Source organism: Paenibacillus sp. SSG-1 (assembly GCF_002224835.1).
Taxonomy (GTDB): domain Bacteria; phylum Bacillota; class Bacilli; order Paenibacillales; family Paenibacillaceae; genus Paenibacillus_AQ; species Paenibacillus_AQ favisporus.
Window position 1 is genome coordinate 1,816,450 of the sequence record NZ_MBRK01000001.1, and the last position, 23,469, is coordinate 1,839,918.

General features: G+C 54.9%; 17 protein-coding genes and 1 pseudogene. 14 read left to right on the top strand and 4 right to left on the bottom strand.

Annotation, left to right across the window (positions count from 1 at the left end):
* From BCV73_RS35710 to BCV73_RS08495, 6 genes and pseudogenes are all read left to right on the top strand, one after another.
* A pseudogene (locus BCV73_RS35710) lies at positions 1-359 on the top strand (alpha-L-fucosidase); the annotation flags it as partial.
* Positions 360-545: 186 nt separating this feature from the next.
* Positions 546-2,171: a type 2 periplasmic-binding domain-containing protein gene (locus tag BCV73_RS08475; protein ID WP_076167410.1), complete on the top strand. Its 1,626-nt coding sequence runs from the start codon at positions 546-548 to the stop codon at positions 2,169-2,171.
* Between the two features lie 128 nt (positions 2,172-2,299).
* Positions 2,300-3,244 carry an ABC transporter permease gene (locus BCV73_RS08480; RefSeq protein ID WP_089550160.1) on the top strand — a complete coding sequence of 315 codons (945 nt, stop codon included), beginning with the start codon at positions 2,300-2,302 and terminating at the stop codon, positions 3,242-3,244.
* A gap of 13 nt (positions 3,245-3,257) precedes the next feature.
* Positions 3,258-4,136 (top strand): carbohydrate ABC transporter permease, encoded by an 879-nt coding sequence (locus BCV73_RS08485; protein WP_089546747.1) that lies wholly within the window; start codon positions 3,258-3,260, stop codon positions 4,134-4,136.
* Between the two features lie 99 nt (positions 4,137-4,235).
* Positions 4,236-6,626, top strand: coding sequence for a helix-turn-helix domain-containing protein (locus BCV73_RS08490; RefSeq protein ID WP_244879228.1), 2,391 nt, complete (start codon positions 4,236-4,238; stop codon positions 6,624-6,626).
* A 177-nt stretch (positions 6,627-6,803) separates the two neighbouring features.
* Positions 6,804-9,053 (top strand): heavy metal translocating P-type ATPase, encoded by a 2,250-nt coding sequence (locus tag BCV73_RS08495; protein ID WP_089546748.1) that lies wholly within the window; start codon positions 6,804-6,806, stop codon positions 9,051-9,053.
* Between the two features lie 84 nt (positions 9,054-9,137).
* On the opposite strand, the gene BCV73_RS08500 is transcribed toward BCV73_RS08495, so the two are convergent.
* Positions 9,138-10,013, bottom strand: a complete 876-nt coding sequence (locus tag BCV73_RS08500; protein ID WP_089546749.1) for a hypothetical protein — start codon at positions 10,011-10,013, stop codon at positions 9,138-9,140.
* 181 nt (positions 10,014-10,194) lie between these two features.
* The gene (locus BCV73_RS08505; protein ID WP_076167400.1) at positions 10,195-10,566 is read right to left on the bottom strand and encodes an ArsR/SmtB family transcription factor; all 372 of its coding nucleotides are present in this window, start codon (positions 10,564-10,566) and stop codon (positions 10,195-10,197) included.
* Between the two features lie 227 nt (positions 10,567-10,793).
* Here BCV73_RS08505 and BCV73_RS08510 point away from each other — a divergent pair, with 227 nt between their 5' ends.
* The gene (locus BCV73_RS08510) at positions 10,794-11,318 is read left to right on the top strand and encodes a PCYCGC motif-containing (lipo)protein (protein WP_481855782.1); all 525 of its coding nucleotides are present in this window, start codon (positions 10,794-10,796) and stop codon (positions 11,316-11,318) included.
* Between the two features lie 182 nt (positions 11,319-11,500).
* Here BCV73_RS08510 and BCV73_RS08515 read toward each other — a convergent pair whose 3' ends face one another.
* Positions 11,501-12,490, bottom strand: a complete 990-nt coding sequence (locus tag BCV73_RS08515; RefSeq protein ID WP_089546750.1) for an aldo/keto reductase — start codon at positions 12,488-12,490, stop codon at positions 11,501-11,503.
* A gap of 161 nt (positions 12,491-12,651) precedes the next feature.
* Between BCV73_RS08515 and BCV73_RS08520 the strand changes: the two genes are divergently transcribed.
* Positions 12,652-14,094, top strand: coding sequence for a serine hydrolase domain-containing protein (locus tag BCV73_RS08520; protein ID WP_089546751.1), 1,443 nt, complete (start codon positions 12,652-12,654; stop codon positions 14,092-14,094).
* Between the two features lie 50 nt (positions 14,095-14,144).
* Here the strand turns inward: BCV73_RS08520 and BCV73_RS08525 are convergent, their stop codons facing one another.
* Positions 14,145-15,044, bottom strand: coding sequence for an AraC family transcriptional regulator (locus BCV73_RS08525; protein ID WP_089546752.1), 900 nt, complete (start codon positions 15,042-15,044; stop codon positions 14,145-14,147).
* A gap of 140 nt (positions 15,045-15,184) precedes the next feature.
* Here BCV73_RS08525 and BCV73_RS08530 point away from each other — a divergent pair, with 140 nt between their 5' ends.
* From BCV73_RS08530 to BCV73_RS08555, 6 genes are all read left to right on the top strand, one after another.
* Positions 15,185-15,961 (top strand): phytanoyl-CoA dioxygenase family protein, encoded by a 777-nt coding sequence (locus BCV73_RS08530; RefSeq protein WP_089546753.1) that lies wholly within the window; start codon positions 15,185-15,187, stop codon positions 15,959-15,961.
* A gap of 239 nt (positions 15,962-16,200) precedes the next feature.
* Positions 16,201-17,364: a GntR family transcriptional regulator gene (locus BCV73_RS08535; RefSeq protein ID WP_256992782.1), complete on the top strand. Its 1,164-nt coding sequence runs from the start codon at positions 16,201-16,203 to the stop codon at positions 17,362-17,364.
* Positions 17,365-17,651: 287 nt separating this feature from the next.
* Entirely contained in the window at positions 17,652-18,563 is a 912-nt protein-coding gene (locus tag BCV73_RS08540) for an ABC transporter permease (RefSeq protein WP_089546755.1), read from the top strand.
* Between the two features lie 13 nt (positions 18,564-18,576).
* Positions 18,577-19,473, top strand: a complete 897-nt coding sequence (locus tag BCV73_RS08545) for a carbohydrate ABC transporter permease (protein ID WP_076167385.1) — start codon at positions 18,577-18,579, stop codon at positions 19,471-19,473.
* Positions 19,474-19,534: 61 nt separating this feature from the next.
* Entirely contained in the window at positions 19,535-21,193 is a 1,659-nt protein-coding gene (locus BCV73_RS08550; protein ID WP_076167383.1) for an extracellular solute-binding protein, read from the top strand.
* Positions 21,194-21,207: 14 nt separating this feature from the next.
* A complete protein-coding gene (locus tag BCV73_RS08555; RefSeq protein ID WP_089546756.1) occupies positions 21,208-23,406 on the top strand; it encodes a hypothetical protein in 2,199 nt (732 codons plus the stop codon).
* The last annotated feature ends 63 nt before the right edge of the window (positions 23,407-23,469 follow it).

The following is a 23,469-nucleotide window of genomic DNA, read 5'->3' on the forward strand; positions in this document are numbered from 1 at the left end:
CGGAGTGGACCTTCAAGCTCGTTCAGCCGGGCACCTATGAACTGATGCTGATCAGCTTCAAGCGGCACGATCAGGATTGGCCCGGGCTGTATCCGGAACCGGTCGTCTTGGAGACGGATGGCAGCTGCCTGGTTACCGATCCGGCGGAAGAGGGGGAGGATCCGGATTCTCCATCATGCCAGCATCCCTATATCCCGATCCAATCCCGTTTGGGGCAAGTGACATGGCTGGAGCCCGGAATCCATACGCTGACGCTCCGTTCTTCCAAGCTGAAGGACCCGTCTCCCAAATTCACGGAAATCTGGCATGCCGACGCGGTAAAGCTGCGTGCCTTAAGGCTTGTGCGGGTCCAGGATTAGCCGCCCGGATGAAGAAAAGTTAAGGTAGCATTAAAAAGATCAGTCCGTCATCTTACGAAAATACTGCGCTCCTTTCAAAGCGGCAGTATCGCGGGAACAGGCAGGTTCCCTATACTTTGGGTACCGGCAGCTTCACATAAACAAGAGTCCGGTCAACTGGATTTATTTCAAAAAGGAGGCGCTTACATGAGAAAAAAAGCAGCTAAAAAATGGGGCACTGCGGTGCTTGCAGCCGCCCTGGTTCTGTCGCTTGCGGCCTGCGGCGGCACCTCGGGGAACGATCAGGCGAAAGGGGAGGCGTCCACTAGCGGAAAAACAGCCGAACCGGAAAAATTAACCCACCTGACCTATTGGGTCAGCATGCATCCCGCTGCAGCCGCCCAAATGAAAACGTACGCGGAAATGGGCATGTATAAGGAACTGGAACGGATCACTGGCGTGAAAGTGGACTTCCAGCATCCGCCGACCGACTCCACCCAGGCTCAGGAGCAGTTCAACCTCATGATGGTCTCCGAGAAACTTCCGGACGTGATCGAAACTTCATGGATCGGGTATCCGGGGGGACCGGAGAAGGCGATCCAGGACAACAAAATTATTAAGCTGAACGATTTGATCGACCAATATGCACCGAATTTGAAAAAACTGCTGGATGAGCATCCCGACTGGAAAAAGCAGGTGACCACCGACGACGGAAGCCTCTACATGTTCCCGTTCTTCCGCGGCGGCGATAAGGTCCGTGTCTTCTACGGCCCGTCGATCCGCAAGGATTGGCTCGATAAGCTCGGCCTTCAGATGCCGACGACGATCGACGAATGGCATGAAGTCCTCAAGGCGTTTAAGGAGAAGGATCCGAACGGCAACGGGAAAGCCGATGAAATTCCGCTGTATTTTACGAAGGACGATATCGGCACGGATGCGCCTTTCCTTGGCGCATGGGGCATCAACTACGGCTTCTACCAGATCGACAACAGCGTCAAATACGGACCGATCCAGCCGGAGTACAAGGAATTCCTGGCCACGATGAACCAATGGTATAAGGAAGGGCTGCTCGACAAGGATTTCGCCGCTCCGAACGACAAGCTGTTCGATGCCAAAATGACCGGCAACCAGCTGGGCGCAGCTCCAACGTATAACGGCGGCGGCATCGGCAAATACGCCAACCTGATGAAGGATAAGGATCCGAAATTCAACCTGGTGGCCGCTCCGTATCCGGTACTGAACAAAGGCGATAAGCCGATTTGGGGGCAAAAGGATTTCGCCACGAACGGCATCGGCGCCGCCATCTCGACCAGCAATACGAACCCGACCGAAACGGTCAAGTGGCTGGACTATGCCTACGGAGAACAGGGCGATCTCCTGTTCAACTACGGCAAAGAAGGAGAAGCGTACACGCTGAAGGACGGCAAGCCGGTCTTCCTGCCGGAGGTGCTGAACCCGCCTAGCGGCGTCAGTCTCCAGCAATCCTTTGCGAAGCACAACCGATCGACGTGGAGCGCTCCGTTCGTGCTCAGCGATGAATTCCAGATGCAGTATTTGGCCCTCCCGAACCAGAAGGATGCTTTGACCGTATGGTCCCAGCCGACCGGGGAACGCAAAATGCCGCTCGTGACGCCGACCAAGGACGAGAGCTCCCAATTCGCTTCGATCATGACGGACATCAACACGTATAAGGACGAGATGTTCCTCAAATTCATCATGGGCGCGGAGCCGATCGACAACTTCGATAAGTACGTGAAGAAAATCGAGGCGATGGGCATTAACGACGCGATCAAAATCCAGCAGTCCGCCCTTGACCGGTTCAATAAGCGTTAATCAAAAAGCATAAGGCGGCGAAGATGCCGGGCAGGGGATGTCCGCTTCCCGGCTCGCCCCTTGTTCCAACACCACATTCCGCAGGAAAGGCAGGGGGTTACATGTGGCAGGTAACCGATAAGAAACTGATGAAGAAGCGCCCGCTGCGCAGCCGGACCGATCTAACCACGGGGCAAACCATCCGTAAGGATCTCCGCCGCAACTGGATCATTTATGTCATGGCGCTCCCCGTCATTGCGTATTACTTGATCTTTCATTACGGACCGATGTACGGTCTCCTGATCGCCTTTAAGGATTACTCGCCGGCACAAGGGATCTGGGGAAGCCCATGGGTCGGCTTTAAGCATTTCGACAGCTTTTTTAACGGCATTTATTTCTGGAGGCTCATCCGCAATACGGTCCTCATCAATGTCTATGATCTGCTGTTTGGTTTTCCGGCGGCGATCCTGCTGGCGCTGCTGCTGAACGAGATCCGCAAAATGGCGTTCAAGCGATTCGTGCAGACGATCTCCTATTTACCGCATTTCATTTCGATTGTCGTGGTCGCGGGGATGATGTTTGACTTCCTAAGCCGTGACGGATTGATCAATCAACTGCTGGGGTTCATCGGCGTCGATCCGATCGATTTTCTGAAGGAGGCCGGCTGGTTCCGCTTTATTTTCGTATCGTCCGGCATTTGGCAGGGCATCGGCTGGGGCTCCATCATCTATTTGGCATCGATCGCCAATATCGACCCAACGCTGTATGAGGCGGCCAAAATCGACGGCGCAAGCCGCTGGAGACAAACGTTCCACATCACCATACCGGGCATCATGCCCACGATTGTCATCATGCTCATTCTGAATATGGGGCACATGCTGTCGGTAGGCAGCGAGAAGGTGCTTCTGCTGTACAATCCGCTGACTTACGAAACGGCCGATGTCATTTCCACTTATGTATACCGAAAAGGGATTTTGGAGGCGAGCTACAGCTTTACCGCGGCGGTCGGCCTGTTCAATTCCGTCATCAGCCTGATTCTGATCGTGTCGGCAAATGCCATCAGCAAGCGCGTGTCCGAAAACAAACTGTGGTAGGAGGGATCGTCCGATGATTGCACAAACGAACGGCGAAAAGGTATTCGGCGTGATCAATACGCTGCTGATGCTGCTGCTCTGCTTCGTTACACTGTACCCGTTCCTGTATGTATTATTCGCTTCATTGAGCGATGCGGCGAGCTTTATCCAGCACCGGGGCATCCTCCTGCGCCCGCTCGGATTTAATTTCGAGGCTTACAAAGCCGTCTTCAAGAACCCGATGATCACAAGCGGGTACCGGAATACGCTGTTTTACGTAGCCGCAGGAACGGCCATTAACCTGTTTATGACGGCTCTGGGGGCTTATGTGCTGTCGCGCCGGAACCTGTATTTTAAAAACCTGATGATGTTTGCGATCGTCCTGACGATGGTGTTCAGCGGCGGACTGATCCCGACGTACATCCTTGTCGGCAAGCTCGGCATGATGAATACGCCATGGGCGCTGCTGATCCCGGGAGCGATCTCCACGTTTAACCTGATTATTATGCGGACGGCGTTCCAGGGCGTACCCGTGTCGCTCGAAGAATCGGCCAAAATCGACGGAGCCGGCGAGATGACCATTTTGTTTCGAATCGTCATTCCGCTGTCGATGCCGGTCATCGCAGTCATGATTCTTTGGTATGCGGTTGGGCATTGGAACTCGTATTTTTCGGCGCTGGTGTATTTGCGTGACCGGACGATGTACCCGCTGCAGCTCGTTTTGCGCGAAATCCTCATCGCCAATTCCACCGATTCCATGTCCACCGGCGTGGCTGCGGACGACAAGTATGCGATCGGCGAAACGATCAAATACGCCACCATCATCGTCTCGACCCTGCCGATTATCTGCCTGTATCCATTCCTGCAGAAATATTTCGTCAAAGGGGTGCTGATCGGCGCCATCAAGGAATAAAAAACTGCCCGGAGCCCTGTCCCTTGCATTATAATGAACATACAAGTTTCATTGATGCGCATGTCGGTCGATACATGAACAAGGTAGGGGGAATGCTTGGTGAAACGGCTGCTTCGTCCGCTTGGAATCGGTCATCTGCGAAGCGTGTGGATGACGATGCTGATTTCCAATCTGGTTTTGCTGCTCATCCCGGTCTCGATGGGAGCCTTCTTGTACACCAAAGTCGAAGCAAGTTTGGAAAGCGGTGCCAACCGTTCCAATCAAGCGATGCTGGAGCAGCTCAAGCTGTCCCTGGACAGCAAATTAAGCGAAGTGCAAAAGCTGGCCCAGCAGATCATTTTCGATCCGAAGCTGGAGTATCTGCTCAAACTGGACCAGGATGCAGGCGGTCCCGACCGGTACCAGTTCATCGAATTTATGCGGAACACCATGTCAAGGCAGGGGAGCCTGACGAACTTTATCCTGGATTACTATGTCTATTTCCGCAACAGCGATCTGGTGCTGAGGCCCGGGCTTCTCACCGATTCGCACAAATTTTACGATATGTATTACAGCTATCAGGGCATGAGTTACGACCGCTGGCGGGAAAGCATGCTCACAAGCTTCCATACGATGGATTATCTTCCATCGGCCACGCTGCTGCGGACCGCCGAGTATGATCCGATGCAGAGCATCGAGAAAACGCCGCTGAACGTCATCACCTTCGCCCAGTCGCTTCCGGGGCGGGACCGGCGCGATATAACGGGAACCTTCGTCATTCTGATCGACGAGAGTCAGATTAAGGAAATGTTTGCCCAGATTGAATCCGCGAGCGACAGCTCGATCTACATCGTAAATTCGGACGGACGCACGATCATGGCGACAGACCGCCAGCCGCTGCCGGGCGAATTGTTGTCCCGGATCACGGGGACCGGCGGGTTGTTCAACCAAACGATTAATGGCGATCAGAAAATGGTATCGTATACCTCATCCGAAAAGGAAGGATGGAAATACGTACTCGTTACGCCCAAAAGCGTCTTCATGCAGCAGATCATTCTGATCAAGCAGTGGGCGCTGATCCTGTTCGCCCTTTGCCTGGCCGTGGGACTGACCGCAGCCTTCATCTTCGCTTACCGAAATTACAGTCCGCTGCGTAAAACGGTCAATGCCATTCTCAGGGGCAATGAATGGAGCGGAAGGCCGCAGGTCAATGAATACGAGCTGATCCTGCAGTCTATTGAAGGCTCCCTGCATACCGAAAAAAATTTACGCAGCCTGCTCGCCCAGCAGACGCCCGTCATCCGCTCCAACTTTCTGCTGCGCCTGCTCCGTGGGCAGATGGATGTCGACGCGTCCCGGGAAGGCGGCCAGTCGCTGCGGTTTATGGATATTACGTTCGTCAGTGACGATTTCTCGGTCATGGTCGTCCAATTGGACAGCATCGCAAGGTTCAACGCGGAGCCGAGCGAGGAGCAGTGGGCGCTTGCCCGCTTTATCGTATCCAATATCGGCACGGATCTGATCGAGTATCCGCACAAGGCGTTTGCCGTTGAGCTGGACCGGGACCGGGTAGCGATCGTGTGCAACTTTGCCGCGGAACAGGCCGAGGGCGGCGAGAGGGTGACCCGTGAGCTGGCCACAGGGCTCAAAGGCATGATCGAGGAACGCTTCAAGATCGATGTTACCGTAGCGGTGGGCCTGCCTCACAGCGGTGCGAAGAGCATCAGCGAGAGCTATGCGGAAGCGGCGTCTGCCCTGGAATTCCGGATTGTTAAGGGCGGCGGGACGATCATTTATTTTCAGGACATTACAGATGTGCACTCCCATTATTACTACCCGGTCGATATTGAGGTACAGCTGATTAATTTCGTAAGGAGCGGTGACGCCGACCATGCCCTGCAGCTGCTGGACACGATTTACGCGATGAATTTCGAATCGGGCAGCATTACGCCGGAATACGGGAAATGCCTGTTCTTTAACATCACCAGTACATATTTAAAAATTATGAACGCCACGGGCGTGGACCAGAATGACATTCTCGGACCCGATATCGATCTGGTGAAGGACATCTTCTCCTATGAAACGGCCGAAGGAATGCACAAACGGATGAAGCGGCTGTATGAAATTTTGGCGGAGAGCATGGTTGCGGACAAGAGCGGCCACAGCGCCCAGCTTCTCCAGGACATGGATCAGTTCGTGGATGAGCATTTCACCGATTCGAACATGGGGCTTGGCATGGTGGCGGATCACTTCGACATGACGCCGCAGTACGTCTCGACCTTTTACAAGAAACAGAGCGGGATCAATCTCAGCGACCATATCGCCAAGAAACGGATTGAGCTTGCCAAACGCCATATGGCAGACAAGGAATTCACAAATGCCCAAATCGCGCAATTGGTCGGATATACGAGCGACGTTGTCTTTATCCGGGCTTTTAAAAAGATCGAGGGCGTGACGCCGGGGAAATACCGGGAGCTGATGATGTCTTGCGTCTCGGATGAGACCGGTTGAGCTGCAAGAAAAGGCAGGGGAACAGCCTCTGCCTTTTTTTCGTTTTTTCCATCATTGGTGGAAAAGCCCGGAAAAGCTGATTGACATTCTTCTCCATCCCTGAATATAATGTGCTTAACAAGTTTATATATGAATATATGCTCATATTATATTCGTGATTGGATCGGAGGCATTTTGATGACTGAAGCCGTCTCTAAGGTGAAGCGCGAGCTGCTGCTCGAGGGCTTGGATTGTGCAAACTGTGCCATGAAGATCGAGGATGGGGTCCGGAAGATGGACGGGGTTTCTTCCTGCTCCGTAAATTTCGTCAAGCAGACGCTGACTTTTGAATCCTCAGAAGATCAAGGCCAATTGATATCGGAGATTACGAAGAAAGTCAAAAAATTAGAGCCGCATGTCAGCGTGCGCGAGTTGGCTCAGAAAGCGGCAGGAAATCATCCGCAAAGGTCCCGCGGCCATCATCATGATGGGCACGCGCATGATCACGGTCATTCCAACGAAGGTCATGACCACGGAGCGGGCGGTCATTCACATGATCATGCCCACGGCCATGATCACGGTCATTCACATGATCACGGCAGTTCCGGCATCCGGGTCATGTCGATCCGCCTGGCTGCAGGGGCGGTGATCACGGCGGCCGCGATGCTGCTGCCGGTTACGGGGTGGGTCGAGCTTGCCATGTTTCTGGTGGCCTATCTCATTACCGGAGGAGACATCGTCCTGCAGGCGCTCCGCAACATCCTTAGGGGCCAGGTGTTTGACGAGTACTTCCTGATGTCGGTTGCGACGATTGGGGCGTTCTGCGTAGGACAGTATCCCGAAGGGGTTGCCGTCATGCTCTTCTACCAGATCGGAGAAATGTTCCAGGGCATCGCGGTTAACCGCTCGCGCAAGTCCATCAGCGCCATGATGGATCTCCGGCCGGATTATGCGAACCTGAAGACAGGGGACGGAACGAAACAAGTGACGCCCGAGGAAGTCCAGGTCGGCGATTTGATTATCGTCAAACCGGGAGAGAAGATCCCGCTCGACGGCAAAGTGACTGAGGGCCGGTCGATGGCGGACACTTCGGCGCTGACCGGCGAGTCCGTACCGCGTGAGCTGGAAGCGGGCGATGAGGTGCTGAGCGGCTTCATCAACAAAAATGGCGTCCTTACGATCGAGGTGACCAAGATTTACGGGGAGTCCACCGCGGCCAAAATTTTGGACCTCGTCCAAAACGCCAGCAGCAACAAGGCCCCTACCGAGAACTTCATCACGAAGTTCGCCCGTTTGTATACACCGGTCGTCGTCATCGTCGCCCTGCTTCTTGCGCTCGTACCCCCGCTCGTGGTGAGCGGCGCGACATTCTCCGACTGGATCTACCGGGCGCTGATCTTTCTCGTCATTTCGTGTCCCTGCGCGCTGGTCGTATCGATTCCGCTCGGATTTTTCGGAGGCATCGGCGCCGCTTCCAAAGCGGGCATCCTGGTCAAGGGGAGCAATTACCTGGAAGCCTTGAATGATGTGAAATACGTTGTGTTCGACAAGACCGGCACGCTGACCAAGGGGACGTTCCGGGTGACCGAAACCCGTCCGGCCCACGTCGGAATCAGCCCTGAACAGCTGCTGGAATATGCAGCCTTCGCCGAACTTCATTCGAGCCATCCCATTGCCGAATCGATCAGGGAAGCCTACGGGAAAGAATTAGATGCGTCACGCATACAGGACTACAATGAAGCTGCGGGACACGGCGTTCACGTGAAATTGGACGGTGTGGAAGTATTGGCCGGCAACGCAAAGCTGCTCAAGGAGGAAGGCATTGCGGCTCAGCAGCCGGATGCGCCGGGCACCGTCGTTTATGTGGCCGTGAACGGAGAATACGCCGGTTATCTGCTCATCTCGGACGAGGTGAAGGAAGATGCGGCTCAGGCGGTCGGCGCGCTTCAACAGCGGGGCAAACAGACGGTTATGCTGACAGGCGATGCGCGCCCGGTGGCGGAGAAGGTCGGGAAGCTGCTTGGCGTGAGCGAGGTGCATGCCGAGCTTCTTCCACAGGATAAGGTAGAGCATATGGAACGGCTGAGCCGGCTGAAGCAACCCAAAGAAAAAATCGCTTTTGTCGGGGACGGCATGAACGATACGCCGGTGCTGGCGAGAGCCGACGTGGGGATCGCGATGGGCGGCCTGGGATCGGATGCTGCCATCGAGGCGGCGGATATCGTCATTATGACCGATGAGCCGTCCAAGATCGTCACCGCGCTTGGCATTGCGGGGCGTACGCGCCAAATCGTATGGCAGAACATCGTTTTTGCGCTGGCAGTCAAAGGGATCTTCCTGCTGCTTGGAGCTTTTGGCATCGCAACGATGTGGGAAGCCGTCTTCTCCGATGTCGGCGTTACCCTGCTGGCCGTCCTAAATGCGATGCGGGTGCTGAAGCTGAAATAATGAACGATTCCAATATTGTGGTGTACAAAATAACGGGCGGTCCGCTGTATGCGGTGCCGCCCGCTGCCGTTTGGGTAGCTCCTGCTAGTCCCCCGATATTCTTGTCACTTCTCCATAACGTTGCAGCCTACGCTCCACCTGTTTGGAGACCGCTTCCAGCGAACCTGGAATGTAGATATTTGAACCGCCGTCTCGCTGTTCTAACGCCTGAAGGGTTTCCCTTGGAATGAAAAACCGCTTGACGAAAAGGAGGGAGCCCTCCTTTTCCTGCAAAAGGTGGAGCATAGAGGAGGAGAATGGCTTTTGATCCAAGGGGAGCATGATTATGGCTCGGTTATGTTTGCCGGACAGCTGTGCCGTATAAGCATCCACCGCTCCCGCCAGAGCTTCGGGCGCCGCAGCCTGAATTCGCTCGGTGCGAAGGCCCAGCCTGCGGAGCTGATCGATAACCCGCTGATGTATGTCCCCCGCTGCAATCACCTGCACTCCGCTTTGCGAAGCAAGACCGGAAGGACGAAGCCGGACAAGCTCGATTAGGGTGGCCTCCGGTGTTACATATTTGCCTGTAAACAGCATCGTTCCATTCTTTGAAAAAAGCAGAAGACGGCTTGCCGCAAGTGCGCCTGGTTTATCCTGGGGATCGGCCAGAATGACGACGTCCGGGCTGTTATTCATGCTTCCGTCCAGCCATTGGGTTCTGGAAAACTGCACCGCGGCTTGTACGGGATCCTTTGCCAGCAGCATTGCCGATAAAAGGGACGGATCCAGGGAAGGGTCCCGCCCGGTTTGGCCGTCGCTGCCGTTAACAACCTTAGGTTGTTGAATAGAATCATGGCCGAAGAACGTATCGGCACGTTCTGCATCAGCCACTCCTGCAGGCCATACAAAGCTCCATCCGGCATATAAGGATACCGAGAGAAAGAGAAAAGCGGATAGCAGGCTTCTGTTCATTCTGTTCATATGGAGCTGCCTCCTGATCAATGGATTTCTTGTTATCAGCATTGACCTTTAATGGAGCCGGCAACCCTTGGTTTCTTCTCAGGAAAAAATGAAGAGGGACGTCGGATGGTTCGGTTGGCCGCGAAAGCAAAAAAAGAAAAGACCCTTCCGCCAAAGGCAGAGGGTCTTGGATTAGAAATATTTATCCATGCTGGGTATGCTGCAGCGTCTGCAGGAAAATCTGTTCGATGTGCGTATCGTCAAGCGAGTAATAGGCCGTTTTGCCTTCCTTGCGGCGTTTGACGATCCGCAAATTGCGCAAATACCTCAGCTGGTGGGACACCGCGGATTGGCCCATGCCGAGCAGGGTGGTCAGGTCATGCACGCACAGTTCTCTTTGCAGCAGCGCGTCGATCAGCTTGACCCGCGTGGGATCACTAAAGGCTTTAAACCAATCGGCGACCTGCGAGGCAGCTTGATCATCGATCAGCGCTTCTTTGATTTTGCCCAATTCATTGTCTGAGCCCGTGCAGGTTGCGTCGCATTCCTGGGACGGATGGATGGACTGTTCCATGGCAATCACCTTTCTGTGAAAATCCGAAATAAAGGCTAGATACCTGTATTATATCAAAACGGCATCTTAAACGGAATAATTACTGTTAAGAAAATGTCCATGCCCCGCCGGCACTCGGGTCAGACATGATGAGGAACCGTAACCGGCTGCGAAGTCATCCGAATTTATATATCCGGCAAGCGGCATGGTATACTATGTAAAATGGACAACAATCAAAGGAGAGATACATGATGATGGGCAGTAAGGCAAGGCTGTCTGTGCTCGGAATCGTCCTGGGCGGGCTGCTGGTATCCGGCTGCTCGGATAAGGGCAGCCCGGATTCGGCGGAGCAGACGATGCAGCACGATCACGGCGCACACCAGCAGATGGCCGCAAACGGCGATCTGCAGGAGACGACCGGCGGGAAGGAGCAGCTTCCTTCGTTTCTGCAGCCGGCGAACGATACCGTCAGAACGGCCTATATGGCGGCAGCCGGGGTAAAGGAAGTGCTCAGCCAAATTCCATGTTACTGCGGATGCGGGGAAAGTGCAGGCCACAAAAGCAATTTGAACTGCTTTATTAAAGAAGTCAACCCGGACGGAAGCGTGGTATGGGACGATCACGGCACCCGCTGCGGCGTGTGCGTCGAGACGGCGCTTACGGCAGCTTCGCTGGTTAAAGAGGGCAAAAGCGTGAAAGAGATCCGCGGCATCATCGACCAGACGTATTCCAACGGGAAATACGCGGCGCCGACGCCAACGCCGGAAGTATAGCGGGGATAGGGATCTTCCGGCAGCGCCGGATCTGGACCATCAAACCGAAATACGGGCAACATTTGTGCTGAATGCCGAATGGGAGCCCGAACGTGCCTAGTTATAATCGCCATCCGTTGACTGGCGCGCGAGTGAAGATGATAATAAACAGTCCCGGCCAAGATATCGGCCGGGACTGTTTTTTAATGAGGCTGTGATTCATCCGTAGAACTGCGGACATCACTTGCTTCCCGCAGCATTTCCGGCGTCCAGGACCAGTCGCTGATCTGCGCGGCATCCGTCACGTGATGCACTTTGCTGGCACCGATGATGGCGGCTGTGACCGCGGGCTGATTAAGCACCCACGACAGCGCGTATTGGGAAAGGCTGACTTCGTATTGTCCGGCAAGCACCGCGTATTTTTTGACAAGCTCGTAATTCCGCTCGGTAAAATACTGCTGCAGCGGCTTCTCCCCGCTGGCGGCGCGGCTCTCCGGCGGGGCATCCCCTGGCGCTTTGTACTTGCCGGAGAGCATCCCGCGGGCCATCGGACTGTATACCATGACGCCGACGTCCTCCGAGGCGCAGAACGGCAGAAGCTCCTGTTCGATTTCCCGGGAGAGCAGGTTGTACTGCGGCTGCACGGAAATGAACTTTTCGAGGTTCATCCGCTCGCTGATCGCATGCGCTTTGGCAATCTGCCAGGCGGCATAGTTGGAGCAGCCGATATACCTTACTTTTCCCAGGCGAACAAGGTCGTCCAGAGCCCGAAGCGTTTCTTCCAGCGGCGTGTGCGGGTCGAAAATATGTACCTGGTACAGGTCGATATAATCCGTCTGAAGGCGCTGCAGCGACTTATCGACTTCGCGCAAAATATGGGTTCGCGACAGGCCGCTGTCATTTTTCCCGAACCCCGACCGGATGCCCACTTTCGTCGCCAGAACGACCTGATCCCGTCTGCCCTTCAGGGCACGGCCGATAATGTCCTCGCTCTCGCCTGTTCCGTGCGGAACATCGGCATCCTGCCCTTTGCCGTAATAGTTGGCGGTGTCGATAAAGTTGATTCCCTGGTCGATCGCGTGATCCAGGATCTGCACCGACGCTTCCTCATCGATCCATCTTCCAAAAGCCATCGTGCCCAGGCAAAGATTAGATACTTCCAAGCCTGTGCCGCCCAATTTGCGGTACTTCATGACATGTCAGCCTCCCATCTTGATTTGGTATCAGGGATTATAATAGCACAGCAGGACAGGGTCAACGCAAGGCGATAAAGGAATCCGATTGTAAGCGGAAACAAAATGCTTGAAATTGCTATGTGGCTGCGGTACGTTTGTAACGAAAGGGGTGTGAAACCATGGAAAATACAAGCCTGCAATTACCAAGAAGCAGACCGGAAGCGCTGGGCATTCCCGGGGCGGCCATCCTTGATTTTCTGGACGAGGTACAGGCCAAGGGCATTGAGCTGCACAGCTTTATGCTGCTTCGCCGCGGACAGGTGGCTGCGGAGGGCTGGTGGGGGCCTTATGCCCCGGAGCTGCCGCACATGCTGTTTTCGCTGAGCAAGAGCTTTACTTCCACAGCCATCGGTCTCGCGGTGCACGAGGGTCTGCTGTCTTTGGAAGACAAAGTCGTTACGTTCTTCCCGGACGACCTGCCGGAGGAAGTCAGCCCGAATTTGGCTGCCATGAACATCCGGCATCTGCTGATGATGGGCACGGGGAATGACCAGGATACGATGGGGGCCATTGACCGCTGCACGGACGGGAATTGGGCCAAGGCCTTTCTCGCGGCTCCGGTGGAGCATACGCCCGGCACCCATTTTGTGTACAACACGGGTGCAACCTATATGCTGTCGGCCATTCTGCAATCCGTGACCGGGCAGACGCTGCTTCAATTTTTGCAGAAGCGGCTGTTTGAGCCGCTGGGCATTCACAACCCCACCTGGGAGTCCTGTCCGCGGGGAATTAACACTGGAGGATTCGGACTGAGCATCACGACGGAAGACATCGCCAAGTTCGGCCAGCTGTTTTTGCAGCGAGGAGCATGGAACGGCAGCCAGCTGATTCCGGAAGCGTGGGTAGAGGAGGCGACCTCGAAGCAGATCTCCAACGGAGACGGCGGGGAAAGCGACTGGGCGCAGGGATACGGCTACCAATTCTGGAGATGCCGGCACGGCGCCTACCGCGGAGACGGAGCCTTCGGCCAGTTCTGCATCGTCATGCCGGAGCAGGAGGCGGTGCTTGCCGTCACCAGCGGAACGAACCAGATGCAGGAAGTGATGAACGCCGTCTGGGAGCGTCTGCTGCCAGCGATGGCCGGAGAGAAGCTCCCGCTGGACGAAGAAACGCAGGACCGATTGCAGGAACGGATCCGCAGCCTGCAGCTTGCTCCGCTCGCGTACAGCATTCAACCGGAATTGGAATCCGCCGTCAACGGCAAAAACTATGTGCTGGACGACAACGACATGAACTGGAGCCGGATTTCGGTCCGTTTTGAGTCCGATCAGGCGGTGGTTGACCTGTATGAGACCGGCGGGAAGCACTTTGCATTGACTTTGGGTCGCGGGAAATGGCTGGAAGGCACGTCTGATCTGATCATGCCCCGGCAGACCTCAACGGTGTCAAGCTTTACATGGAAGTCCCCGGATACGCTGGAGCTGAGCATCCGCTTCATTGAGACGCCGTTTCATATTACGACGGACATCCGGTTTGAAACGGAAGACGCCGTCGTGCTGGATCACCGGATCAATGTATCCTTTGGTCCCAATGAGGCTCCGCCCATTACCGGGAGAGCTTGAAGCCCGCATTGAAATCGTACAACTGTTACGCCTAAGAACACATTTTGAAATCAGGCATGCTCCTCTTCGAAGGGCATGCCTTTTTGCTGTGGCGCGATCCGGTAGGCGGCCGGGGGAATGCCGGCGGCAGCCGAGAACATCCTGGTAAAATAGTGAACGGAGCCAAAACCCGTTAGGTCGGCGATTTCCTTAACAGAGTGGTCCGTCTCGCGCAGAAGGTACGCCGCAAGCCGGATCCTTTCCTGGCGGACGTATGCCGTGAAGGTCATTTTGAGCTCCTTCTGGAACAAACGGGCCAGATGTCTTCCCGATAGATGAAAATACCGCGCCACATCTTCCAGCTTTAGCGGCGACTCCAGGTTATCACGGATGAATTGGAGCGCCTGCCTCAGAGAAGCGGAGCGGGGCGGAGGCAGCGTCGGCTTGTGCTGCTGGCGGTCCGGCGTAAAGGTTTGCGGCAGCGCAGCCACAAGCGCAAGTACCAGCCGGTCCAGTGGAAACCGGGCGGTATCCAGTTCGGCGGCCGCTTGCATAATCGCTTTCCAGAGCAGGACGGCCGGGCTGTTTTCAGCGCCGTGAAGAATATAGCAGTCCGACTGCGCCAGCCGCGCAAATTGACCGTTCCAGGGCGCTGAGGTGCGCCCGGCATTCACATCGAAGGCGAGCCATATGAGCTGCATCCCTGTGCTTTCAATACGGTGTATGCGGTAGGGATTGGAAATGAACAGCGTTCCTTTTGCTAACGGATGGATCCGCCCTTCATCCACATACGTTCCTTCACCGCCCGCGACATAACACATTTCAAAAAAAGAATGCTTATGCTCTAAGTTGCTCCGGTGCTCCGCAAGGGCTCCCCAATAATGTATGCGAATGCATAAATCTTCTTCGGTCAGTTCTCCGACGGTTGAATGCAGTTTAGACAGGGCGGCTCCCCAGACGAGATGATCCATTTCAAGTCCTCCTCATCCATTCGTGTCCGAATCCGACAAAAACAGGTTCCAATCCGGCAAAGACGTCAGGTATCAGTTATCCCTATAATGAAGGCGTATTCATGATTTGTCATTCAAATGTTACGGGAGGGAACGGGAAGATGATTAGCAGAGAAGACGTCGAATTTTATAACGAAAACGGTTATTTGCTCGTCCGCGGCGTGTTCACCACAGAGGAAGTCAAGGAGATGCAGTATGCGGTGGAGCGTACGATTGCCAAGGCGGCTGCGGCCAAGCAGGACGCCAACCATACTTGGCAGGGGGATTACATTCCCCAGGACGAATTGAAGAAGCTGGTGCTCAAAGGCTTTCACGATCTGCAGTTTCACGACGCATGCTTCACCCGAGCCGTAGCGCATCCGCGTATGACGGGCGTTCTGACGCAGCTGATCGGTCCCAACGTCCAGCTCCATCATACCAAAATGCTGGTCAAGCCGGCGGAGCAGGGCGCCGCTTTTCCGATGCACCAGGACTATCCGTATTTCCCTCATGATCGCCATACGATGCTTGCCGCCAGCGTTCATCTCGACGATGCTGATATGGAAAACGGCTGCCTGTGCGTCGTTCCCGGATCCCATAAGCAGGGACCGCTTCCCCATGTAGGCAGGTACTACCTCGATCACCGCGATTACCCGGTGAGCATGGGCACACCATGCCCGGCAAGCGCAGGCGATGTGCTGTTCTTCAACTACCTGACGATTCACGGGTCCGACCGCAACAAGAGCAGCCGGCCGCGCAGAAACGTCCTGTTCCAATACCGCGATCCTGCCGATCCGCCTAGCCGGGAGACTCATATCGATTGGGGCATGGGCATGATGGTCGCGGGCGAGGACCCGCAGTATCGTCAATATCATGCCAAGCTGGAGCTGAATGTGTAAGCTCACTCCGATTTCGAAAAGGCATGGACTTAAAAAAGGCTGCCGCATTGCGGCCGTCTTTTTTTGCGTTATTGCGACATTTTTACCATACCCCGCTATACAAAATCCGTTATTCAATATAACATATATAATATATCAAATTAAGGAATCAGACGAATAGACCATTTTTTTAGTCAGGATGAATGTTGCGAACCCATGTTCCAGCCGATAATATATATAACAAAATCTCAAATTAAAGTATGGTGATCCTGTTGAATGTTACCGCACGGACCCCGCTGTATCAAAAAATACAGCAGTACATCCGGGAACTGATCGAGTCGGAAGGCCTGAAGTCCGGTGATCGCATCCCGACGGAGAAGGAACTCATGGAACGCTTTGATGTAAGCAAAATTACGGTTGTGAAAGCGCTGACCGGCCTCGCGAACGAAAACGTCATCAGCCGGGTCCCCGGAAAAGGCAGCTTTGTCAGCGAGCCGGCGGCCGCGGAAGAGGCTGAGGTACCGCGTCCGGTCTTTGGCCGGGCTCCGGAAGAGGTGAAGCCGAAAACGGGGCTCATCGGGCTCGTGATGCCTTCGATTTACGATTATTTTGCCGTCCGACTGATCGACGGTGTCCGCAGAGGCCTCAGCAGCAAAGGATACCGGACGATGATTCTGCTGTCCGAGGGGGATTTGGAGCACGAGAAGGAAGCGATCAAAACCTTGAAACAGATCGGTGCGGAAGGAATTCTGGTGTTCCCGGTGGACGAGGAGCATTACAACGACGAAATTTTGAACCTGAAGTTCTCCGGCTTTCCTTTCGTCTTGATCGACCGGTTTCTGCCGGGTGTCGAAACCAATTACATCGCGGCTGACGGGCGGCTGGGGACGCGGCTTGCCGTAGAGCATTTGTGGGAGCTGGGCCACCGCGAAATCGCCATTTGCTCCGATTCTCCGCTGCAGACCGTCACCGTCCAGGAGCGCATCGAAGGCTATATGGACGCCTTGAAGGACAAGGGCGCGCTGATTAACCCGGCCCATATCATTACCGGCTTTCGGATTCATGCTTCAGATGAGCCGGAGAAGCACCCGCTGTACCGGTATATCCGCAGCGGTCTGGCGACCGCCTATATCACGCTGAACGGCAAGCTTGGCGTGCAGATCCAGCAGATGGCGAAGAGAAACGGGCTGTCCATCCCAGGCGACCTCTCGATCGTCAGCTTCGACGACCCGACCTCCGTCGTGGAAGAGCTCAGCGTTTTTACGCATATCAAGCAGTTTGAATATGAAATGGGCTTACGCGCGGCGGAAACGCTGGTAGACATCATTGGGAAGGGGGCGGACCGGAGCGGCGGCTACACGAAGACGCTGCTCGTTCCCGAGCTGGTCGTCGGACAGACGACCGGCCCCGTAAAACCGCGTTAATTTTCCATCAGAATAAGCGATGCCGTATAGAAAAAAGACCTTTTCACTACGAAAAGGTCTTTTTTATTTTTATTAACATATTGAATATGTTAAATATTTATATTATATTATGGTTAATCCAAGAGCTTCCATGAATCGACATCGTTTCAAGGGGGGGCAAGTAGATAAGAGAACAGCTGAATACATTGTGTAATCGCTTACATTTAGTTGAGGGGAGGATGACTGAGAAATAAGCGCTTTGCCGAAACCTGGAACGTTCAAACTATCCGAAAACAGAGGTGGAGCTTATGAGTTCGTCAACACTGTGGAAGCGGATCTGGAAGCATAAGTTGTTTTACTTGTTCATGCTTCCGGGGATCATCTGGTTTTTTCTGTTCTCCTACGTTCCGCTTTACGGGATTCAGGTCGCCTTCCGCGACTATACGTTCGTGGGCGGTTTTACCGGCAGCCCATGGGCGGGATTGAAATACTTCAAGCAGTTTTTCGATTATTACCAATCGACAGACATTATCCGCAACACCATCATCATCAGCCTGATGAAACTGATCATCGGATTTCCGATGCCCATCATCCTTGCGATCCTCCTCAATGAAATCCGAAATCTGAAATTCAAGAAGACCGTTCAAACTTTATCCTATTTGCCTTATTTCATTTCCTGGATCGTTGTCGTCACCTTGATGCAGCGCCTCTTCGCTACCTACGGCGGGCCGGTCAACGACCTGCTGTCGTCGATGGGCGTAGAGCCGATCCAATTTCTGTACAACACTTCGTGGTTCTATGAAGTCATTATCGGCTCGGATGTTTGGAAGAACATCGGCTGGAACTCGATCATCTACATGGCGGCCATTGCGGGCATTGACCAGCAGCTGTATGAAGCAGCGAAAATCGACGGCGCCGGCCGTTTCCGCCTGATTTGGCACGTTACCCTGCCGGGCATCCGAAACGTTGCGGTCATTCTGTTCATTCTGGCAACGGGAAGCTTGATGAGCGCGGGCTTCGAACAGCTTCTGCTTCTGAACGGTCCTTCCACCGCAGCCATTGGCAGCGTGCTCGACGTCCATGTCATCACTCAGGGCATCCAGCAGGGCCGGCTAAGCTATGCGGCAGCTGTCGGCTTGTTCCAGAGCCTGATTGCGCTGGTCCTGATCGTCACTGTCAACAGGATTGCGCGGAAGGTCAGCGACGTATCACTGTTCTAAGGAGGGAACCTACGTGGAGAAACGATCGTTTTCCTGGTTTACCGTATTGAATTATTTCCTGCTTACGCTGTTCGCCTTTTCCATGATTTATCCGTTCATTTACGTGCTTGTGTACTCGCTTAATGACGGTAAAGATTCCATGATGGGGGCTCTGTATTTCTTTCCGCGGAAATTCACGCTGGACAATTACGCCCAGGTGTTCGATAATCCGCAGATTTGGCAGGCTTACAAAATCACGATTTTACGGACGCTGCTCGGCACGGTGCTTAGCGTGCTGCTCAGTACGCTGATGGCCTATGCCCTGGCCAAAAAAACGCTGCCCGGGCGCACGTTTTTCACCTTTTACATTTTTCTGCCCACGATTTTCAGCGCAGGCTTTATCCCGTATTTCATTACGCTGCAGAAGCTTCACCTGATCAACAACTTCTGGGTGTATGTCATTCCGTTCCTGTTCAATTTTATGCATATCGTTATCATCCGGACGTTTATACAAGGCATCCCGGAAGAGCTCGAAGAAGCCGCCCGGATTGACGGCTTGGGCGATTTCCAAATCTTCATGCGCATCATTCTGCCGCTGTCCGGTCCTGTACTGGCGACCATTTCGCTGTTCGTCGGCGTGATGCACTGGAACGACTGGTTCACCGGCACCTATTACGTGTCCAACAAAAGCCTCATCCCGGTGCAGACCCTGCTTCAGCAAATGCTGACCGAAGCGGAGGCGCTGTCGTCCTCGATGCAGCGGGCTGCGCAGCAGGGTGGACAAACCGTCAATGTCAGCGCGGCGGGGGCTACGCCGGAATCGCTCCGGATGGCACTGCTCGTCATTACCGTGTTTCCGATCCTGTGTATCTATCCGTTCCTGCAGCGCTATTTTGTCAAGGGAACGATGATCGGATCCGTCAAAGGGTAAGGATAGACGTCCTGCATGCGGGACTATATCATATACATTCATTCAAATTGGGAGGGTTCATATGAGAAAAAAGCGGTTTAAATTGGCAGCTTCTCTGATGGCGTTTACCCTGATATCCGGCATGCTGTACGGCTGCAGCAGCAGCGGCAGCGGCGACAGTGCGGACGGGGGAGACAAAGGCGCGGACTCTAAGACGGTTACGCTCACGGTGCTGAATAACTGGAACGGTTCCTCAGGCTCCGATTCGGAAACGAACCCTGTACTCAAAGCGATCGAGGAGAAAACCGGAATCAAGGTAAAAATCGACTACACGAAAGGCAGCGAGGCCGAGAAAGTCAACACGATTTTTGCGACGCAGGACCTGCCGGACATTTATACCGGCCCTGCCTGGGGCGGCGAGCTGGACGGTATCATCAAGGCAGCTAAAGAAGGCCAGCTTGTGGATTTGACGGATAAAATCGACCAGTATCCGAACCTGGCCAAGGCGATCGCCAAGGAAAACGTGCCGCCGGCGCTGTACGAAAAAGCGATCGGCGGGATTGACGGCAAGAAGTACATGCTGTACCAGAATCAGCCGGCCACCGACAAGGACGTCAACGACTGGCTGTACGGATTTTACGTGCGGAAGGACATTGCCGATAAGATCGGAGTCGATCCGCAGTCCGTGAAGACCAAGGACGATTTCTACAATTTCCTGAAAAAGATCAAGGACGCCAATCTGAGCGAAAACGGCGCACCGGTCATTCCGCTCGGCGGCTTCCATGACGGATGGGCGGTAGGTATCGGGAATACAATGTTCTACGGGGCCGATTACCAGGATAAAGGCGACGGCACGCTGGAGCATGTGTTCTTCACGAAGGCTTACGAGGATTACACGCTGTATTACCGCAAGCTGATATCCGAAGGACTGCTGGATCCGGATGCTTTTACGCAGACCGACCCGATCGCGAACGAGAAAATCAAGCAGGGGCGCATCGCGGTACTGTCGGCGCACTACCCAGCCATTCTGGACGCTTCCAAGGAATATGTGAAAGCGCATCCGGGCAGCGATTACGTCCCTGTCGGACCTCTCGAGCGGGCCGGAGCTGAACCGAACCGTCCGGTCGACCTGAACATTCAAGGAAATAACGTTACCGTCATCACGAAAAAGGCCAAAAATGTCGACGCCGCGCTGAAGCTGCTCGATTTCCTTGCTTCCGACGAAGGCTTTATGCTGGTGCATTACGGCATTCAAGGGACGCATTGGGATATGGTTGACGGCAAACCGGCCGCCAAGCAGGAATGGTTCGACAAGTTTACGGCGGACACGACGGGCAAGGCGAAGAAGAACGAAGGCATCAGCATCGGTCTGGAAAATATGACCGGCATGGACCGTATTAATTCGGTCGGCGGTGGAGACATTTGGGCAGACCAGGAACGCCTGAAAGCGATGGACAACGCGCGTAAAATTTTGCGTCCGAACGGTATCAGCGTCATTTCCGCCTTCAATCCGGGGGATGTGATCACCAAATCGCCGCAATGGGAGACGCTGAAGCCGTCCATGGACCAAATCGGCGACGTATGGAAGCAGGCGATCTTCGCCAAGTCGGACGATGCGGCCCTGAAGGTGATCAACGACCTTCGCGAGCAGATCAAGAACACGGGTTACGATGACGCCATGAAGTATGTCAACGAAGAACTGAAAGGGAAAGAAGTCGTCAAATTGTCGATGCCTAACTAAAGGAGGGTTCACCCTTGAGCAGCCGATTGGGAAGCAAAGGACCGGAGTGGACGGGATTTCAGGAATCCCGTCCTTACGGTCCGAAGTATGATCTCCGCACGGATTTCGTTATGGTCTACGGCATATCGGATGATTTACCGGAGCGCATTCAAGGCTGGAAGCAGGCAGGATACACGATTCATCTGATGACCGGCGTATCATGGGGGGAGTACCAGGATTATTTGTATGGCCGCTTCGACGGGCGCAATCACTGGGATGAAGCCCAAGTCAACCGGGCGGGGGATCAAGTAAGCCACGGCAAGGACGTCCCGTACATGGTGCCGACCGTCTCGTTCGCCGAGTATTTGGCGACCCACATCAAGCGGGCGATCGACAGCGGCGTCGAGGCCATCCATATGGAGGAGCCGGAATTCTGGGCGGCTTCGGGTTACTCCGAAGCCTTCAAGCGGGAGTGGCGGAACTACTACGGTGAAGATTGGATTCCTCCGCACTCGTCGCCTGACGCCCAATACCGCGCTTCCAAGCTGAAAGCGTATGTGTACTACCGGGCGCTGGACCGGATCTGCAGCCAGATGAAAGAGTATGCGCTTGTTCACTACGGGCGCACGGTCCGCTTCTATGTCCCGACGCACAGCCTGATCAACTACACGCAGTGGCGGATCATCAGCCCGGAAGCGCTGCTCGTGAACATGCCGGCCTGCGACGGCTTCATCGCCCAAATCTGGACGGGAACCGCCCGGACCGCAAACGTCTATAAGGGTATCCGCAAGGAGCGCACCTTTGAAACGGCGTTTCTGGAGTATGGCGTCATGCAGGAGCTGACCCGCGGCACGGGCCGCGAAATGTGGTTCCTTCACGACCCGATCGAGGACAATCCGCGTTATACGTGGAAGGATTACGCGTACAATTACCGCTCGACGGTTGTGGCCTCGCTGCTGCATCCGGGTGTTTCCCAATTCGAGGTATGTCCTTGGCCTTGGCGGGTGTTCGAACTGGGGTATCCGAAAGAGGGCGGCAGTGGCAAGGAAGTTATACCGGCAGGCTATAAAACGTCCCTGCTTACCGTCATGAACGTGCTGCGTGACATCCACCGGTATGACGGGGATGTGCAGGAAGGCAAGGCGACGACCGGCGTTGGCGTTCTGCTGGCGAACTCCGCGATGTATCAGCGGGGCGACGTCGATCCGGACGAAGACGGACGCAAACAGGAGTTTAAGTACGACGGCACCTCCGGTACGGAAGAGCTGAGCGAAGTGCAGCAGGAGCTGCTGGATTGGTCCGCCTTTTACGGGATGGCGCTGCCACTTGTCAAAGCAGGCATTCCGCTGCGGCCGGTCCAGCTGGACAATATCCTGACCTTTCCCGGATATTTGGCGGATTACCGCGTGCTGCTGCTGAGCTACGAGCTGATGAAGCCGGAGCATCCCGGCATTCATCAGGTTCTCGGGCAGTGGGTCCGCGAGGGAGGCGTATTGATCTATTACGGCGACGGGAGCGATCCTTTCCACAACGTGCAGGAATGGTGGAACCGCGACGCCGGCCGCGCCTATAACCGGCCGGAAGAGCATCTGTTCGAGTCGATGGGGCTGGGGCGTAACCCGGGCGAAGGAGAGCAACGGGTTGGCGATGGGGCCGTGCTGTACTACCGGCAGCATCCTGCGGAATTGTCCCGCTCGGAGGAAGGCGCCGAGCAGGTGCGGAGCAGCGTGCGTCAGGCGCTTCAGTTCCGCGGGGAGCAGGACGCGTACCTTGAGAGCGGACTGCTTCACATCCGGCGCGGTCCGTATGTGATCGCGCATGCGCTCGACGAGCGCGATGTCGCGGAGCCGGCGGCACAGCTCGAAGGGGCGTTCGTCGATCTCTTTGATCCGGAGCTGCCCGTGCTGAGCCGCGTGGAACTTCAGCCCGGTGATGACCGCCTTCTGTATGATCTGGACCATCCGGCGGCACAGTTGCAGGACCAGCCGGTCATTCTTGTCAGCGCATCCCGGATTCGCGAGAAGCAGTACCTCGAAGGCAAGCTGACATTCGTCTCCGAGTCCCCTTCCGAAATGACGGTCAGCACGCGTATTCGCGTTCCGGCAGAACCGTCGGCCGTGACGGCAGGGGGACAGCCGGCAGCCTGTGCCTATGATCCCGGTTCAAAAACGGTCTTGATCCGATACCCCGGCGTACCGGAAGGGATTGAGATCGCGGTGAATTGGGCGGAATAAGCTTATCTGCAAGTTTTTTTGGTGAGATTGTGAAGAAAACCGGTGGAGCCCCTTGGTTCCCCC

Excerpts from the sequence above, each read along its gene's own strand:
- BCV73_RS08540 (WP_089546755.1), top strand. The coding sequence starts at position 17,652 with ATGAGTTCGTCAACACTGTGGAAGCGGATCTGGAAGCATAAGTTGTTT.
- BCV73_RS08535 (WP_256992782.1), top strand. The coding sequence starts at position 16,201 with ATGGTGATCCTGTTGAATGTTACCGCACGGACCCCGCTGTATCAAAAA.
- BCV73_RS08520 (WP_089546751.1), top strand. The coding sequence starts at position 12,652 with ATGGAAAATACAAGCCTGCAATTACCAAGAAGCAGACCGGAAGCGCTG.
- BCV73_RS08485 (WP_089546747.1), top strand. The coding sequence starts at position 3,258 with ATGATTGCACAAACGAACGGCGAAAAGGTATTCGGCGTGATCAATACG.
- BCV73_RS08495 (WP_089546748.1), top strand. The coding sequence starts at position 6,804 with ATGACTGAAGCCGTCTCTAAGGTGAAGCGCGAGCTGCTGCTCGAGGGC.
- BCV73_RS08475 (WP_076167410.1), top strand. The coding sequence starts at position 546 with ATGAGAAAAAAAGCAGCTAAAAAATGGGGCACTGCGGTGCTTGCAGCC.
- BCV73_RS08510 (WP_481855782.1), top strand. The coding sequence starts at position 10,794 with ATGATGATGGGCAGTAAGGCAAGGCTGTCTGTGCTCGGAATCGTCCTG.
- BCV73_RS08480 (WP_089550160.1), top strand. The coding sequence starts at position 2,300 with ATGAAGAAGCGCCCGCTGCGCAGCCGGACCGATCTAACCACGGGGCAA.
- BCV73_RS08525 (WP_089546752.1), bottom strand. The coding sequence starts at position 15,044 with ATGGATCATCTCGTCTGGGGAGCCGCCCTGTCTAAACTGCATTCAACC.
- BCV73_RS08550 (WP_076167383.1), top strand. The coding sequence starts at position 19,535 with ATGAGAAAAAAGCGGTTTAAATTGGCAGCTTCTCTGATGGCGTTTACC.
- BCV73_RS08500 (WP_089546749.1), bottom strand. The coding sequence starts at position 10,013 with ATGAACAGAATGAACAGAAGCCTGCTATCCGCTTTTCTCTTTCTCTCG.
- BCV73_RS08530 (WP_089546753.1), top strand. The coding sequence starts at position 15,185 with ATGATTAGCAGAGAAGACGTCGAATTTTATAACGAAAACGGTTATTTG.
- BCV73_RS08515 (WP_089546750.1), bottom strand. The coding sequence starts at position 12,490 with ATGAAGTACCGCAAATTGGGCGGCACAGGCTTGGAAGTATCTAATCTT.
- BCV73_RS08505 (WP_076167400.1), bottom strand. The coding sequence starts at position 10,566 with ATGGAACAGTCCATCCATCCGTCCCAGGAATGCGACGCAACCTGCACG.